The sequence below is a fragment of the Catalinimonas alkaloidigena genome (assembly GCF_900100765.1).
In the GTDB taxonomy this organism is placed as follows: domain Bacteria; phylum Bacteroidota; class Bacteroidia; order Cytophagales; family Flexibacteraceae; genus Mooreia; species Mooreia alkaloidigena.
In genome coordinates, this window is sequence record NZ_FNFO01000001.1 from 481429 (window position 1) to 497263 (window position 15835).

Below are 15835 nucleotides of genomic sequence, written 5' to 3' on the forward strand. Positions count from 1 at the left end.
CATGCAATCAATAAAGAAACAAGGAGCGAAACGGACATCATTCTTTGGTGACAAAGGCGTCCAGGTTCAGCAGCGCGTTGGCGACCACCGTCAGCGAGGCCTGGTGGAGTAGCGGAGGAACGGGGGCATTGCCGGATTGCGCCACGGTGGCGAACGACGGGGGCGGTGCTGCCGTGGCAGGGAGCCCCAGCATGCGGCGCGCTTCGTCGGGCGTTTGCTGGTACGTAGCCAGCGTCGCGTCGTACAGTTGGCGCAACACGGCCAGTTGGCGCGTGTCGGGTTCCCGCAGCAGCGCCTGCCGGTAGGCCTGGCGCAGGGCCTCGTCGGGTGCGGCACTGTGCCGGGCGGCATGGTGAGCCAGCGCCCGCGCCGCCGTTACGTAGACTGTATCGTTCAGCAGCACCAGGGCCTGCAAAGGGGTGTTGGTGCGGATGCGGCGCGAGACACAAACCTCGCGAACGGGCGCATCGAACGTCACCATCGAAGGGTAGGGTGTGGAGCGACGCCAGTACGTATACAGCCCCCGCCGGAAAGCATCTTCGCCTTCGCTCTGGCGCCATTCCATACCGCTGTACACCACCTGCCATATCCCGTCGGGTTGGGGTGGCATAACGCTCGGTCCGCCGATTTTCTCGCTCAGCAACCCGCTGACTGCCAGGGCCTGATCGCGTAGCATTTCTGCCGACAGGCGTACGCGCGGTCCGCGGGAAAGCAACCGGTTGGCCGGATCGAGCTCCCGTTTCTCCGGCGTAAAGGTCGACGCTTGCCGGTAGGCAGCCGACGTCACCAGGGTACGCAGCAGAGGCTTGATGCGCCAGCCGTATTCCTGCTGAAACTGCACCGCCAGCCAGTCGAGTAGCTGGGGGTGCGATGGCTTGGCCCCTTGCGTCCCGAAATCTTCGACCGTTTCGACCAGGCCGGTGCCGAACAGTTGTTCCCAGAACCGGTTGACGGTCACGCGGGCGGTCAGGGGATTGTCCGCGCTCACCAGCCACTGGGCCAACCCGAGTCGGTTACGCGGCAGCGTCTCCGGGAAGTCGGCTAGGGCATGGGGCACACCAGGCGTCACCGTATCGCCTTTCACGAGCCAGTTGCCCCGTTCGAACTGTTGGGTCGTGCGGAAAAAGTCGTCGGGATTTTCGTACAGAATGGGCGTCCGGTCGCCCTCGTTCAACAAGGCCAGCAGGGTATCTTTCACCGGACCGAATCCCGGTTGGGTGGCGCCGGGCAGAACGTCGCCGAATACAACCCATTCCAGTTGTGCCACGTTGCCGGTCGGGCGGCGCGGGTCGTGAAACACGAAGTATACGTCGTGAATACCCGGGGTCGGCTGCAAGGAAATGAGCGTCGTCTGAAAACGCTCTCCCTTTTCCGAAAACGCGAGGGTACCCAGCAGTGGCCCGTCGGCGGCGTCGCACCGGAGTTCAATGCGTCCGCCGGGCTGGCCTCGGGTATGACGAATCAGTGCCTGAGACGCACCGCGCAGGGGCAGGTGCGGAATGCGCGCAAAGCCTTGATGATCAACGGCCAAGTACTTGTTGTCCGACAGGGCAGCTTTGGTCAGGCTATCGAACGAATGCGGGTGAACTTTAGGCTCGGTGATGCGCAACGTCCGGTCGAGAGTGGCCAGTTGTGTGGCTACGTGCTGCGGGGCTGTGTGCTGCGCTACCCAACGGCGGAGGCTGGCCAGCTTGCTGCTGTCTTCCGGTGCAAACTGCTTCAGGGTGGGCGACTCGTCAGGGACGTCTTCGTCGCGGGTGTTGTTGAAAAACGCCATCAATTGGTAGTACTCTTCGTGCCGAAACGGATCGTACGGATGGCTGTGGCACTGCACACAGCCCATCGTGGTGCCCTGCCACACTTCCCAGGTGGTGTTGACCCGGTCGAGGATGGCCGCCGTGCGAAACTCTTCATCATCGGTCCCGCCTTCGTCGTTGTTGGTCGTGTTCCGGTGAAAGGCCGTGGCGATCAACTGGGTGTCGGTCGGGTGCGGCAACAGATCTCCTGCCAGCTGCTCTCGGGTGAACTCATCAAACGGCTTGTCGGCGTTGAACGCCCCGATCACGTAGTCGCGAAAGCGCCAGATGTTGCGGTGCTGGTCTTTTTCGTAGCCTTTGGTGTCGGCATAACGCGCCAGATCGAGCCAGAGGGACGCCCAGCGTTCGCCAAAGTGGGGAGAGGCCAGCAGGCGATCAACCACCTTTTCGTACGCGTCCGGCGAGGTATCCTGTTGAAACGCCTGTACGTCTTCCCAGCGCGGCGGGAGGCCGGTCAGGTCCAGACTTACGCGGCGCAGCAAGGTGGCCCGGTCGGCTTCGGGATTGGGGCGGAGCCCGGCCGCCTGCAGACGCGACAACACAAACTGGTCCAGCGCGTTACGGGCCCATCCCGACGTATCGGGCGGGGCCTCTGCCGACCGGGGAGGAAGGTAAGCCCAGTGATCTTCCCAGGCGGCACCTTGTTTGATCCACTGCCGCAGCGTCTGAATTTCGGCTTCGCTCAGCGGTGGGGCGTCTAGCGGCATGCGTTCCTCCGGATCGTGCAACGTCAGGCGGCGGATAAATTCACTGCCGTCCGGATCGCCTGGAACAATGGCCGGCTTGCCCGATTCGGTCGGAGCCAGCGCTTCTTCCCGAAACAGCAGGCTGAACCCGCCGCTGCGCTTTACGCCACCGTGGCAGGCAATGCACTGCTGGTTGAGAATGGGCCGGACGTCGGCGTTGAAGTCCAGCGGTGGCTCGCGGTGCAACAGCGCATAACTGCCGATGCCCGCGGCGAGGGCCAGACCGGTACTCCAGAGCCAGGTGGTGGGTTTTAGCGGCATGGGGGCGACAGGTTAGATCCGTTCCAGCATGATGGGGTACGTATGATCGGCGTTCCACTGGCAGACGTACAGATTCTGGTCCCGGTCGACGCATACGTCGTGGCAATGTTTGAAAACGGGTTGGGCCTGCACCATGAGTTGCAGTTCGTCCCCGTCGTAGCGGGGGGGCGTGCCACCGGGGTTGGACACCACGCGGTTCTGCCGGTCGAGAATGGTCACAAACCCGCTGTCGGGCGTTTGGTTCAGGTACCGCAGGCGCGACCAGCAGACGCCGGCGTAAAGCGTGTCGCCGTCGATGACCGGTCTGCACACAAAAGCACCTGGCAGAAAAATCGTCTCCAGGTACTCACCCGCCAGGGTAAAGCGTTTAAAGGCATTGTGCACGCGCGAAGTACAGAGTAGTGTCGGGGCGCCCTGACGTGTGTCGATCGTGACGCCGTGCACGGTGTCGAACTGTGCATCGTCGTTGCCTTTGCCACCAAAGTGCCGGAGGAAATGACCCTGGGCATCGAACTGCAACACAAACTGCGAACCGTATCCGTCGGCCACGTACACGTCGCCGTTCGGCGCGACGGCCGTTTCGGTCGGCTTGTAGGGCATGTCTTGCGTGTAGAGGCCCAGCTCGTGCGGAGTAGGCAGCGTACGAATCGATTTTCCTGCCAGCGTGGTTTTGAGCACTTTCCCCTCTTGCGGATCGCACAGCCACAGTACTTCCCCATCGCCTTCGTCAGCGAGCGTCAGGCCGTGCCCCCCGGGCAGTTGCAACGTCCAGGTGGCGAGGAGCTTGCCGGAGCGGTCATAAATAATGATGTTGTTTTTGGGCTCGTCGGTGATCATCAGCAAACGGCCCTTGCGGTCCTGAACCATTTCATGGCAGTTGATCACCGGCGTGCGTGCGGCGTCGAGCGCGCCCCAGTTCCGGTGTACCCGGTAGCGAAAGTCGCCGTGGCCGATGACGTCCGGGGCCGGGGGACGAGAAGACTTCGGGAGCACGGGCGAGGCAGCCGCGGCCCAACCGGGGGCCAGGCAGGTGCCGGTCGTCAGGGTAGCTCCAAGTTTGAGGAAAGAGCGGCGGGTGGTGGCGGAGGTTTGCATAAAATGGCAGAGGTTGTGGAACGACGAAGGCCTTGCGCCTGCCTGACTACGATCCGCAACAGGACCGGGAACCACGGTGCGTTTTTAGGAATCGGGTGGCGATTCGGCGCACGTCGCTAGGCTACTGCCAGGAGGCACGAGGGCTTCTTTACAAATGTTGGCATCTGCGGGCAAAAAGAGAATAGGCTATTTTATGGCATTGATGGACTATCTTACGGTAGACGTCGCTGCCGATGCGCTCTAAAAAAGACGTCGCGTGCGTTTCTGAAAAACACACGCGACGTTGAAATCAGAGGTTTCGGAGGGGGAGCGGTGGTTAGTGCGCCTACTGTGGCCACTCGACCAACCGGGAGGGATAGTACTGAATGTCCATGGCTTGCCAGCGTGGTGCGTGTTGGGCCAGCCGTGCCTTGTAGTCGTCCCAGTTGCGCAACTTCGCCGGCGTCCAGCCGATTTCCGCGTAGCCCGGCAGGCGGGGAAACACCATGTATTCTACATCTTGCAGATCCTCAATGGTTTCGGTCCACAAAGGGGCTTCTACTCCCAGAATCGACTCCTGCCCGACGCCGGGCATCAGGGTGGCGGGGTCCCAGGCGTACGCGCTGTCGACTTCGATGTAACCGGCCCAGTGTAGCCCCAGCGTGGTGGTAGAATCGTATTGCATGTCGAGGTAAGCTTTGGAGGCGGGCGAAAGAATGACCCGGCCCCCCTGCCGAACGGCATTGGTGGTGTTTTCGACGTTGGCCCACGACTGCACAATGGCACCGGGTACCAGGCTGGCGTGGGCGATTTCATCCCAGCCGATCACCTGTTTGCCGTGCTTTTGCACAATAGCCTGCACTTTGTTGACGAACGGAATGTAGTCCTCCATCTTCGTAACGTGCGACTCGTCGCCGCCGATGTGCAGGTACGGGCCTGGAGTGAGGGCGGCCAGTTCGCGCACCACATCGTCGATGAACTGGTACGTCACGTCTTTGTCGGTGCAGAAGGTACTGAAGCCCACTTCCGTCCCGGTGTAGAGTTCGGGCGCTTTGCCGTTGCAGTTCAGCTCGGGATAAGAGGCCAGCGCCGCATTGGTGTGGCCCGGCATGTCGATTTCAGGCACCAGGGTAATGTAACGCTGCCGTGCGTAATCGACCAGTTCCTGGTACTGTGCCTGGGTGAAGAAACCGCCTTCGCCGCCGCCCACCTCGGTGCTGCCGCCGTGTGCCGTCAGGTTGGGCCACGATTTGATTTCGATGCGCCAGCCCTGATCGTCGGAAAGGTGGAGGTGCAGTACGTTCATTTTGTAAGACGCCAGCCAGTCCAGGTACTGTTTTACGTCGTCCATACCCAGGAAGTGGCGACTGACGTCCAGCATGGAGCCGCGGTAGGCGTAGGTCGGCACGTCACGAATGGTGCCGGTAGCCAGCGAGAGCGGCGTGGTGCCTTCGCGGGTGGGTGGCAACAATTGCCGCAGGGTCTGAACACCATAAAACAAACCGGCCGGTTGGTTGGCCCGCAGGTGGATGCCCTCTTCGGCAATCGTCAGTTCGTACCCCTCTTCGCCCAGCGGGGTAGCATCGGCGCTCAGCGTGAGGTAAAGGTGTCCGGCGTCGGGGGCATCGGCGGTGGGGCGTACTTCCGGGGCTCGGCCCGTCAGGGATTGCAGTTGTTGTGCGAGGTGGTCGGCAATGGCTTTTACGTCAGGATGGCCTTCCTGGTAATAGACCGCGCTGTTTTCGGTCAGCAGAAACGCCCGGTGGGTCGCCTGGACCGACGCGGGTTTGGGGATCAGCGGTGCCTGCGAAAGGTCGGTCGTCACCTGTTCGGAAGTGGTCTGCGTAGCGCAGGAAACCGAAAAGGCCAGCAGAAAGGCGGACCAAAAGGCCCGGGTAATAAGGTGTGTACGGATCATGGAGTGATGGTTAGGAATAAAGTCCTGCCCCGCGGGGAGGCGGACCTCAGGCAAATATAAGAAGAGACCGCACGTATCGGGAAGGGCCTGCCGAAAGCCGTGCCGGGCAAACTAATTTGGGCAGCGTTTAGGGCGCAGGGGGCAGAATGCCTGTCTTTACTCTAAAGGCGACCCCGGCCAACCGCCACGTCTGCGCTTTTTTTCCTACGCAAACAAACCACCTGCACTCATGCACCACCTCACCGTCCGGCACATGCGAGCGTACCTGACTTTGCTGGTATGCCTGGTCTTCTCCGGTTCCCTGTTCGCGCAATCGGCCGCCCCACCCGTCGCCCTTTCCTGGCTGCACGAAACCGCTCCCACACAACCGGTCGGGGTGAGCTGGGGCGTACCGTGGGCCCGCGGCACAGTGAAGAAAAACCAGACGTTTACCCTGTCGAATGCGCAGGGCGAAACGCTGCCCCTGCAAACCTGGCCGCTGGCCTACTGGCCCGACGGGTCGTTGAAGTGGAGTGGGTTTGCTACGGTTGCGACAGGGGACGGATTTCAACTGGCGTTGGGAGCTGCCCCGGCGCAGCCCTCGCCCCTGCAGGTGGAAGAATCGGCCGAGGCGCTGCGCATCAACACCGGCACGCTGCGGTGTGTACTGCCCAAACAAGGCAGCGTCTTTCTCGATTCGCTGGTGGTGGAAGGTCGGGTGGTCGGTACCCGGGGCCAGCTGACGTGTGTACTGCAACAGGGGCCGGACGGCGAGGTGTGGGAAACCCCGGCACGCGAGCGGTACCGCAGCCGGGTGACGAAGGTAACGTTGGAGCAGCGCGGGCCTGTCCGGGCGGTGGTGCGGGTGGAAGGCGTCATGAAGGCGGAACACGGCGCACGGGAGTGGCTGCCCTTCAGCCTGCGACTCTATTTCTACCAGCAATCTGCCTCCGTGCGGCTGGTGCATACCCTGACCTTCGACGGCGACCAGGAGCGGGATTTCATCAAGGGGCTGGGCGTAACGTTCACGGTCCCAATGCGGGAGCAGCTCCACAACCGGCATGTCCGTTTTGCGGGCGAGGGGCCGGGCATCTGGGCAGAACCCGTACGGCCGTTGGTGGGAAGAATCCCGTTTGGGCGGGATCGGCAACTGGTGTTTCCCGATCAGGAAGCCGGCCGGCGCGTAGCCGATCAGGAGGCGTTCGACGAGCGTCTTCAGCCGCTGATTCGTGACTTGCCGTTCTGGAACGACTACAAACTGGTGCAAAACACCGCCGACGGCTTCTTTGTGCAGAAACGCACCAATCCGCAAAGTACCTGGCTCGATGCCGCCGCCGGCACCCGGGCCACCGGGCTGGCATTTGTGGGCGATGTGTCCGGTGGGTTGGCCGTGGGGGTGAAAGACTTCTGGCAGTCGCATCCGGCGGCGCTCGAAATCCGCGATGCCGCCCGCCCGGAAGCCACCCTGCACGCGTGGTTGTGGTCGCCCTACGCGGCCGACGCCATGGACATGCGCCATTACGATACCACCGCGCACGGACTGCTGGCCACTTACGAGGACGTACAGCCTGGGCTCAGTACGCCTTACGGCATTGCCCGCACCAGTGAGTTGACCTTGTTCGCCAGCGCGGCGGTCCCTTCGCACGACGTGCTCAGCCAGCAGGCCCGGCAAAGCAGTCAGCCGCCGCTGTTGGTCACCACGCCTGCGTACGTCCATGCCATCGACGTGTTCGGGGTGTGGAGTCTGCCCGACCGGTCTACACCCGGCAAGCGCTGGCTCGAAGCGCAGCTCGACCAGGCCATTGCGTTTTACCAGACGCAAATCGAGCAACACCGCTGGTACGGCTTCTGGAACTACGGCGACGTGATGCACGCCTACGATTCGGTGCGGCATACGTGGCGGTACGACATCGGTGGTTTTGCGTGGGACAACACCGAACTGGCTTCGGACATGTGGCTGTGGTACAGTTACCTGCGTTCGGGGCGCGCCGACATTTTCAGGATGGCCGAGGCCATGACCCGGCACACCAGCGAGGTCGATGTGTACCACCTGGGCGAGTTGGCCGGATTAGGCTCGCGCCACAACGTGCGCCACTGGGGCGATGGCTCCAAGGAAGTGCGCGAAAGTCAGGCCGCCTCGCGTCGCTTTTACTATTACCTGACCACCGACGAACGGACGGGCGATATGATGCGGGAAGTGGCCGAACAGGCCGACCTGGCCATGACCCGACTGGACCCGCTGCGGCTGATTCTGCCCAAATCCGACTACCCGACCCACGCGCGCATCGGTCCGGACTGGCTGGCGCTGGTGGGCAACTGGATGACCGAATGGGAGCGCACGGGCGACAAGCGCTGGCGCGACAAAATTATGGCGGGCGTGACCAGTTTCGCCAAAATGCCCGCCGGATTTTATTCTGGGAAAGACGGCGCGTTCGGCTACGATCCGGCGACGCAGCAACTTTACCGGCTGGGCGAAGACCTGGGCTATTCGCACCTCAGTGCGCTGATGGGTGGCCCGGAAGTGGCCTTCGAGCTGACGCACCTGTTGCAAAACAAAAAGTGGGACCGCCTCTGGTTGCAGTTCTGCCGGTTGTGGGGCGCACCCGAAGCAAACATTGCCGAAGCATTGGGCAAACCCGCGGCGTTGGGCCGTCCCGAACTCTGGTACGCGCGGTTCCCCGCTTACGTGGCCGCGGTCGAAAATGACCCGGCCTCGGCGGCCCGCGCCTGGGACTGGTTTCTGGGCGACAAGACCCAGGGGCCGTTCGAGGCCCATCGGGTCGACGGCGCAGACGTGCTGAAACCCGTGCGCGAGGTGCCGACGATCTCCACCAACAACACGGCCCAGTGGTGCCTGAACGCCATCGAGTTGCTGGAGCTGGTAGGCGATCAGTTGCCCGAACAGCACCCGTTGTGGCGTGATGCCGACCGGACAAAAGACTTGGACGGATACGAACGCGGCTCGCTTCTGTTTCAGGATCGGTTTGACCAGGGCATGCGCCACTGGAAAGCCGAAGCGCCGAACACAGCCGCGTCGGCGGTAACGGTCGAAGGCGGTAAGCTCCTGATTGACGTGGACGGAGGCGCTACGGTGTGGCTCGACCAAAAGCTTTCGGGCGATCTGTGGATCGAATACAAACGGAAGGTGGTGGTCGACGGCGGCAAGAACGACCGGCTGTCGGACCTGAACCAGTTCTGGATGGCGTCCGATCCACAAAATCCTGACCTGTTTACCCGCCGGGGCGTTTTCAGCGAATACGACTCCCTGCAACTCTACTACGCTGGCGTGGGCGGCAACACCAACACGACGACGCGCTTCCGCAAGTATCCCGGCAACGGCGAGCGGGTGCTGCACGAAGACCTGACCGATCCGGCCCATTTGCTGCAACCCAACCGCGAGTACACCATTACCATCCTGGTCAAAGAGGGGCTTACGACGTTTTGGGTGGATGGTGAGCGGTACTTTGCTTTTCAGGACTCTGCGCCGCTGCGCGAGGGCTATTTTGGTTTCCGGACCGTGCAGTCCCGGCAGGAAATCGACGATTTTCGGGTCTATCGCCTGCCATGAACCGCTTCACTTCACGGCGACGTCCCATACGTTGGCGTGGCGCGAGGTGCCGGCGGGGCCTTCTACCCAGAGCGTGACGACGTAGAGCCCCGGTTGTGTGTAAACGTGTTGCGGATGCTGTTCTGTCGAGGTGGTGCCATCGCCGAAATCCCATCGCCAGGACGTGATCGTCCCCACCGACTCGTCCCGGAACGCCACAAGACGGCGCGCCATGTCCACGACCTGAAACGACCACTGCGCGTCGATCGCTTTCTGAAAGCGTTTTTCGAGGGGCATCAGCCGGAAGGGCAGGAGGTAGGAGGCATTGCCGTACATGGTGTGCTCACGCGAAAGATTCCAGAAGCTGTGCTTCGAATGGTCGACGTCGTCGTAATCCAGCACGGCCCAACTCAGGCCGATCGTGTTGCCCTCTTCCAGTTGCGACTCTACCGCCCGGCCCGGCCCTTCAGCGCCGGCGTAATCGAATGGCGTAATCCAGAACTCCAGCACCAGTTTGCCCGGTTCGCCCGGCCGGAAATCGTACCGATAGGCGGCATTGGCGTAAGGCAGGTCTTTGATCCACGGCTGACTTCCCCAGGCCAGCGCCCATTCCTTCCCCTCCGCCGGGGTGAAGATGTGGTAATTCTGTGCGTGGACGCCGTGAAACGAAAAATAAGCTTCCATCGGGTCCAGGGTTTTGTTCGGGTGAAAACGGTCGATCAGCGGCCCGCCCGACTGGTCACCGTCGACCACCAGCTCGAAGATGTCGTTGTGCAGGTCAGGGTGCGTAAAGTCCCAGTAATTGTCGTACGCTTCGTACAGCACGAAAAGGCGGTTCATGCCCTTTACCCAGCCTACTTTAACGCGCACCTGCAAATTCGTCGTATCGACTTCCGGAAAGGTACCGGTGTCGTCCCGCAGCTGATCCGTCCCGACCACGTACGACTCCGGCACCAGGGCCCAGTCGTCGGTTTGGCCGTCGATCCGCGGGATCTGATCGGCAGGAAACTGGAAAATCTGATACGACCGGCTTTCCTGCGCCTCGCTGGCAAACGACGCAAAGGCGAGGCACCCGAGCACGGCAATCAAGCGGAGCGTGCTCCGACGGCAGAACGGAGTTGGGCAGAAGTTCATACGGAAGAGGGTTGAAGGCATCGTCTGCTTTTTAAGAGACACGTGGCGCACAACTTTACCAAGCTTTTGAGGAACCCCGTCGGTTGGCCTGTCTTCAGGGTAGGCACCTCTCTGCCGAGGCGGGAGAGGTGCGTCCGCGCGCGACGAGCGTCGGTTGCGCGTGTAAGCTTCAATGACGTTCAACGGAACTACTGGATTGCCCCCACCACCCTATGAAATCCAATGCTACCGCGCCTACTCCTGAGCTGCTTTGGGAGCGGTTTCTGCAGGAAGATGCCGCCGCGTTTACCCAACTCTACGAGCGGTTGTACCGCCCGCTCTATTATTACGCCCTGGGCATGCTGCGCCACGAGGACGATGCCCAGCATCTGTTACACGACCTGTTTGTGCACCTGTGGCAGCATCGCGCCACCCTGCGGCCGGTAAATTCGGTCCATGCCTACCTGGCCGTGGCGGTACGAAGGCGGGTGTTTCGATTCGTGAAAACGAAACAGCGGATGCCCCTGGAATCGCTGGAAGGACAGGAGCACCACGCGGGCTTTGTGTTTTCGTCAGAAGATTTTCTGATTGCCGACGAAATCTCCACCGAAAAAAAGGAACGGGTCGTGCAGGCCATCAACCACCTGACCGAGCGGCAGCGCGAAATCATCTACCTGCGCTACTACAGCAACCTGAGCCTCTCCGAAATCGCCGAAGTGCTGAACCTGAACTACCAGACGGTGGCGAACCATTTGCAGCGGGCGTTTACGGCCCTGCGGGGCGACAAGGCCCTGGTGACGCTGGAACTGTTGCACGTGTGGTTGCCGCCGCTGCTGTGGTGGTTTTTCTGCTAGGGCGGAGGCAACGCACAATTTTTTAAAATTTTTTGCGAAAGCTTGGTAAAACTTCAAAAGACCGGTTTCTCTAGTCTGAACGCCTGTTAAGGAATGAACAACGCCTCCCCAGATCCTCGCCCTCGTCGTCGCCTGTTTTGGGACGTGCGACCGCCCCGCGTCGCGGACCGGGACGAGGCGCTGCCACCCGTGGCGTTTCGCGAACAGCTTTCGTTCGATCCCCACCTGTCGGACCAGAAGGTACGGCGGGCCGTCGAACAGTTGCAGACCTCGATCGAACGGATGGAAGTCACCTCGCCGGTGGTGCGGCGTCGGATGCCGCAGTATTACCGCGTAGCGGCGGCCGTGGGAACCTTGCTGGTGGCGGGGGCTGCGCTTTATCTGCTCTACGGGCGGCCGTCGACCCAACGCTGGGCCACGGCCTACGGCGAAACCCGGGAACTCTGGTTACCGGATAGTTCGCACGTCATTCTGAATGCCAACTCGTCGTTGCGCTACGCCACCGACTGGCAGGCGGGCACCACCCGCGAAGTATACCTGGAAGGCGAAGCCTTTTTCGAAGTACGGAAACAGCCGAACCCGGCGGGTGGGGTGAAGTTTGTGGTGCATACCGACGAGGTCGAGGTGGAAGTGCTGGGCACCCGTTTCGACGTTTGGAAGCGACAGCAGAAAACGCAGGTGATGCTGCAGGAGGGGCGCATACGGCTACGGATCGAAAAGCGCCCGGAAGAGATCGTGATGCAACCCGGCGAACTCGTGGAAGTATCGCGCGATGCGCGGCAGGTGGTGCAGCGGATGGTCAATCCGCAGGAGTACGGCTCCTGGAAAGATCGCCAGTTGATTTTTCATGAGCGCCCGCTGGCCGACATCATGGCCAAGATCGAAGAGCTTTACGGAACGCAGGTGGTGGCCGACGCCGACCTCCACCAGATCCGGCTGACCGGCACGTTTCCGACCGACAACCTGGAAGCCTTGCTGGAACTGCTTTCGGCCTCTACCGGGCTGCAGGTAACCAGAGAAAACCAGGCGATTCGGCTTCACCGGTAAGTCCGGGGGCAGCGGCTCTGCCCGCTAGAATAACAGCAAACGAACGCAACGCGGAAACCTAGGCTCCGCGCGTCGCTGACTCACATACAACCTATCTTATTTACTATGAAATACTCCCTACAGCATTTCACGGGAGCGGTATGCCTTTCCTTCTGGATCGGCTTCCAGCCGGGCTTGAACGCACAGTCCATCGCGCTGGCCGAGGTACCGCTCCACCCGCGTACACAAGAGACCCAGGTGCAAACCCAGTCGCTGATCGGGGCACTCAAAAACCTGGAACAGCGCTACGACGTCACCTTCACCTACATGTCGGACCTGTTGCAAGGCAAGCAGGTGGCGGTCGGTGAGTACACCGGCGAAGACCTGGAACAGGCCCTCGGCGAACTTCTCCGCAACACCGACCTGAGTTTTCACAAGGTCAACAAACATTACTATGCGATCACGCCCAAGCCGCTGCCCCGTAAGGAGCAGAGCGAACTGGTGCCGCCACTACCCCGGCTGCACGCGAGATCTTCCCCGCAACTGGCACAGCTTCGGCCGCAGAGCGTGATGCAGGTCATCACCGGGAAAGTGGTCGATGAGACGGGCGAGGGGATTCCCGGCGTCAACATCCTGGAGAAAGGCACGTCGAACGGAACCATTACCGACATTGAAGGGCAATTTTCGCTGAACGTCGGCGACGGGGCCACGCTGGTAATCAGCGCCGTGGGGTATCTGTCGAAAGAAGTACCGGTCGGGAATCAGACTTCGCTGTCGATTCAGCTGGAAGACGACGTCAAAGCCCTCGACGAAGTAGTCGTGGTCGGGTACGGCACCGAGCGTCGCAAAGACCTGACCGGCTCGGTCGCCTCCATCGGGGCGGAAAGCTTCAACACCGGCGTGGTGGTAGCCCCCGAACAACTGATGCAGGGCAAAGTGGCGGGCGTCAACATCGTGCAGAACAGTGGCCAGCCCGGGGCGGCTTCGACGGTGCGCATCCGGGGCGAGAACTCCATTTCGGCGGGGAACGATCCGCTGTACGTCATCGACGGAGTGCCGCTGCAATTCGGTTCCGACAACATGTTTGTCTCCTCCACGCAGGGCTCATCGCCGTTCGCGTCGCAGGCGACCAATCCGCTCAACACCCTGAACCCGGCCGACATCGAATCGATCGACGTGTTGAAAGATGCGTCGGCTACGGCCATTTATGGCTCACGCGGGGCCAACGGCGTCATCGTGATTACGACCAAGAGTAAAAAAGCCAACGAGACGATCACCTACGATGCGTTCGTCGGCATGTCGGCCGTACGGAAAACTCTGCCCGTGTTGTCGGCCAGCGAATACCGCGCCTACGCAGAGAGCAACGGCCTGCAGTATCCTGACGAGGGCGCGAACACCGACTGGCAGGACGAGATCTTCCGCACGGCCATCAGCCAGAACCACAACATTGCGTTCGGTGGCGGGACCACGACCAGCAACTACCGCGCTTCGGTCGGCTATACGTCGCAGGAGGGCGTTATTCTGTCGTCGGGCCTGGAGAAATATACGGGGCGGCTCAACGCCAGCCACAAAGCCTTCGACGGCAAGCTGCGCATCGGCACGAATCTGACGTACGGCCGCATCAACGAAGACAATACGCCCATTTCGTCCAACATCAACAACGAAGGGGGCAACATTCTGAAAGACGCCATCCGCTGGGCACCTACGCTGCCGGTCTACAACGCCGACGGAAGTTACTACCAGCTCGGCGAGTTGCGCATCAACCCGGTTTCCTGGGTAGACGTGGACGACGAACGGTACACGGGCTTTTTTCTGGGGAGTGGCGATGTGGCCTTCGACATCATCGACGGGCTGACTTTTAAACTCAACGGGGGGTACTCGGACGCATCGACCGACCGCTATACCAACCTGCCGGCGACGCATCCGTCGGGCCAGTCGCAGAACGGGCGCGTCACCATCGCCAAAGGCCGGAACTACAGCACGCTGTTCGAAAGTACGCTGACTTACAATAAGGAACTGGGCAGCAACACCAGCCTGACGCTGTTGGGTGGGTATTCGTTTCAGCGGTTTGTGAGCGAAGGGACTTTTTCGGAAGCGAACAACTTTGTTTCCAGCTTCGTGAAGTGGAACCTGATGCAGTCGGGCGAAACCCGCGCCAACACTTCGTTCAAAGAAGCCAACCGCCTGGAATCGGTGTTCGGTCGGTTGAACCTCCGGTTGCTGGACCGGTACCTGTTTACGGCCACCCTGCGGAACGACGGTTCCAGCCGCTTCGGCGAAAACTACCGCCGGGGGTGGTTCCCGTCCGGAGCGTTTGCCTGGCGCATTTCCGACGAGCCGTTCTTTCAGTCGGCTGTCGTCAGCAACCTGAAGCTGCGCACGGGCTACGGCATCACGGGCAACCAGGAAATTCCCAACAACCTTTACCGGCAGCAACTGTCGATCAGCGGCTCGGCGGTGTACGTGCTGGGCGGGCAGGCCATCCCCAGTGTGTTGCCGACCAACTTTGCCAACCCGAACCTGCGCTGGGAATCGACCAGCCAGCTGAACGTCGGGATCGACCTCGGATTCTTGAACGAGCGGTTCTCGGCCACGATCGATTACTACCGCAAGCACACCTCCGACCTGCTGCTGGCCTTCTCGACCATTGCGCCGTCGGTCGTCGAAACGCAGTGGGCAAACGTAGGAGAGGTGCAGAACCAGGGCATCGAAGTGGCGCTGAACGCAACCCTGGTCCAGAGCAAAGATTTTACGTGGAGTGCCAACGTCAATTTCTCGCGCAACCGCAACGAGGTGCTCTCGCTCTCGAACGACGAGTTTACCCGGACGGAAATTCGGAATGCACCGGTTTCCGGGGTGGTTAGTAACGGGGCGCGTACGCAGATCATCAGACCGGGACTGCCGCTGGGCACGTTCTACGGTCGGCAGTTTACGGGCTTCGACGAAAGCGGCATGGAAACCTACCTCGATGCCGACGGCGACGGGCAAGCCGACGAAGTGGTGATCGGCAGCGCTCAGCCCGATTTTATCTACGGCATTTCCAGTTCGGCCCGGTGGAAGAACTTCGACGCTTCGATCACCTTCCGGGGAGTGGTGGGGAACGACATCCTCAACAACACCGCTGCCGAATTCGGCTACACCAACGGGGCGCCCGGCATCAACATCCTGCGTTCGGCGCTCGACAGCCCGGTCAGCCGGGATCAGATTCCGCAGTTCTCGTCCCGGTGGCTGGAAGACGGCAGCTACCTGCGGCTGGATAACCTCAACATCGGCTACACCCTCAACACCACCAGCATTCCCTTCCTCAAGAACGCGCGCTTTTACGTAACGGGGCAGAACCTGTTCGTCATCACCGGTTACACCGGCTACGATCCGGAAGTGCGGGCCAACACCAACCAGGGCGGAGCTGCGCCGATGGGCATCGACTACCTGGCTTACCCGCGTCCCAGAACGTTCCAGTTGGGCGGAAGCTTCTCGTTTTAGGGAATGGTTTTACACAT

General features: G+C 61.3%; 8 protein-coding genes. 4 read left to right on the top strand and 4 right to left on the bottom strand.

Going from position 1 to position 15835, the window contains the following annotated elements; genetic code table 11:
• Positions 1–37: 37 nt before the first annotated feature.
• The 3 genes from BLR44_RS01845 to BLR44_RS01855 form a co-directional block, all read right to left on the bottom strand.
• Positions 38–2824, bottom strand: coding sequence for a DUF1553 domain-containing protein (locus tag BLR44_RS01845; protein ID WP_089678341.1), 2787 nt, complete (start codon positions 2822–2824; stop codon positions 38–40).
• Between the two features lie 12 nt (positions 2825–2836).
• Complete coding sequence (locus tag BLR44_RS01850) at positions 2837–3919, bottom strand: NHL repeat-containing protein (protein ID WP_089678344.1); 1083 nt, start codon at positions 3917–3919, stop codon at positions 2837–2839.
• Positions 3920–4244: 325 nt separating this feature from the next.
• Positions 4245–5816, bottom strand: a complete 1572-nt coding sequence (locus BLR44_RS01855; RefSeq protein WP_089678346.1) for a beta-N-acetylhexosaminidase — start codon at positions 5814–5816, stop codon at positions 4245–4247.
• A gap of 229 nt (positions 5817–6045) precedes the next feature.
• Here BLR44_RS01855 and BLR44_RS01860 point away from each other — a divergent pair, with 229 nt between their 5' ends.
• On the top strand, positions 6046–9363 hold the full coding sequence (locus BLR44_RS01860) for an exo-rhamnogalacturonan lyase family protein (protein WP_089678348.1): 3318 nt from the start codon (positions 6046–6048) through the stop codon (positions 9361–9363).
• A gap of 6 nt (positions 9364–9369) precedes the next feature.
• On the opposite strand, the gene BLR44_RS01865 is transcribed toward BLR44_RS01860, so the two are convergent.
• The gene (locus tag BLR44_RS01865) at positions 9370–10476 is read right to left on the bottom strand and encodes a PKD domain-containing protein (protein WP_089678350.1); all 1107 of its coding nucleotides are present in this window, start codon (positions 10474–10476) and stop codon (positions 9370–9372) included.
• A 212-nt stretch (positions 10477–10688) separates the two neighbouring features.
• Here BLR44_RS01865 and BLR44_RS01870 point away from each other — a divergent pair, with 212 nt between their 5' ends.
• The 3 genes from BLR44_RS01870 to BLR44_RS01880 all read left to right on the top strand — a co-directional run bounded on the left by BLR44_RS01870 (position 10689) and on the right by BLR44_RS01880 (position 15818).
• A complete protein-coding gene (locus BLR44_RS01870) occupies positions 10689–11309 on the top strand; it encodes an RNA polymerase sigma factor (protein WP_089678352.1) in 621 nt (206 codons plus the stop codon).
• A gap of 93 nt (positions 11310–11402) precedes the next feature.
• Positions 11403–12356, top strand: coding sequence for a FecR family protein (locus BLR44_RS01875; RefSeq protein WP_089678354.1), 954 nt, complete (start codon positions 11403–11405; stop codon positions 12354–12356).
• Positions 12357–12461: 105 nt separating this feature from the next.
• Positions 12462–15818, top strand: coding sequence for a SusC/RagA family TonB-linked outer membrane protein (locus BLR44_RS01880; RefSeq protein WP_245705945.1), 3357 nt, complete (start codon positions 12462–12464; stop codon positions 15816–15818).
• Positions 15819–15835: the final 17 nt, after the last annotated feature.

Coding starts and splice junctions, on each gene's coding strand:
- BLR44_RS01845 (WP_089678341.1), bottom strand. CDS start 2,824: ATGCCGCTAAAACCCACCACCTGGCTCTGGAGTACCGGTCTGGCCCTC.
- BLR44_RS01850 (WP_089678344.1), bottom strand. CDS start 3,919: ATGCAAACCTCCGCCACCACCCGCCGCTCTTTCCTCAAACTTGGAGCT.
- BLR44_RS01855 (WP_089678346.1), bottom strand. CDS start 5,816: ATGATCCGTACACACCTTATTACCCGGGCCTTTTGGTCCGCCTTTCTG.
- BLR44_RS01860 (WP_089678348.1), top strand. CDS start 6,046: ATGCACCACCTCACCGTCCGGCACATGCGAGCGTACCTGACTTTGCTG.
- BLR44_RS01865 (WP_089678350.1), bottom strand. CDS start 10,476: ATGAACTTCTGCCCAACTCCGTTCTGCCGTCGGAGCACGCTCCGCTTG.
- BLR44_RS01870 (WP_089678352.1), top strand. CDS start 10,689: ATGAAATCCAATGCTACCGCGCCTACTCCTGAGCTGCTTTGGGAGCGG.
- BLR44_RS01875 (WP_089678354.1), top strand. CDS start 11,403: ATGAACAACGCCTCCCCAGATCCTCGCCCTCGTCGTCGCCTGTTTTGG.
- BLR44_RS01880 (WP_245705945.1), top strand. CDS start 12,462: ATGAAATACTCCCTACAGCATTTCACGGGAGCGGTATGCCTTTCCTTC.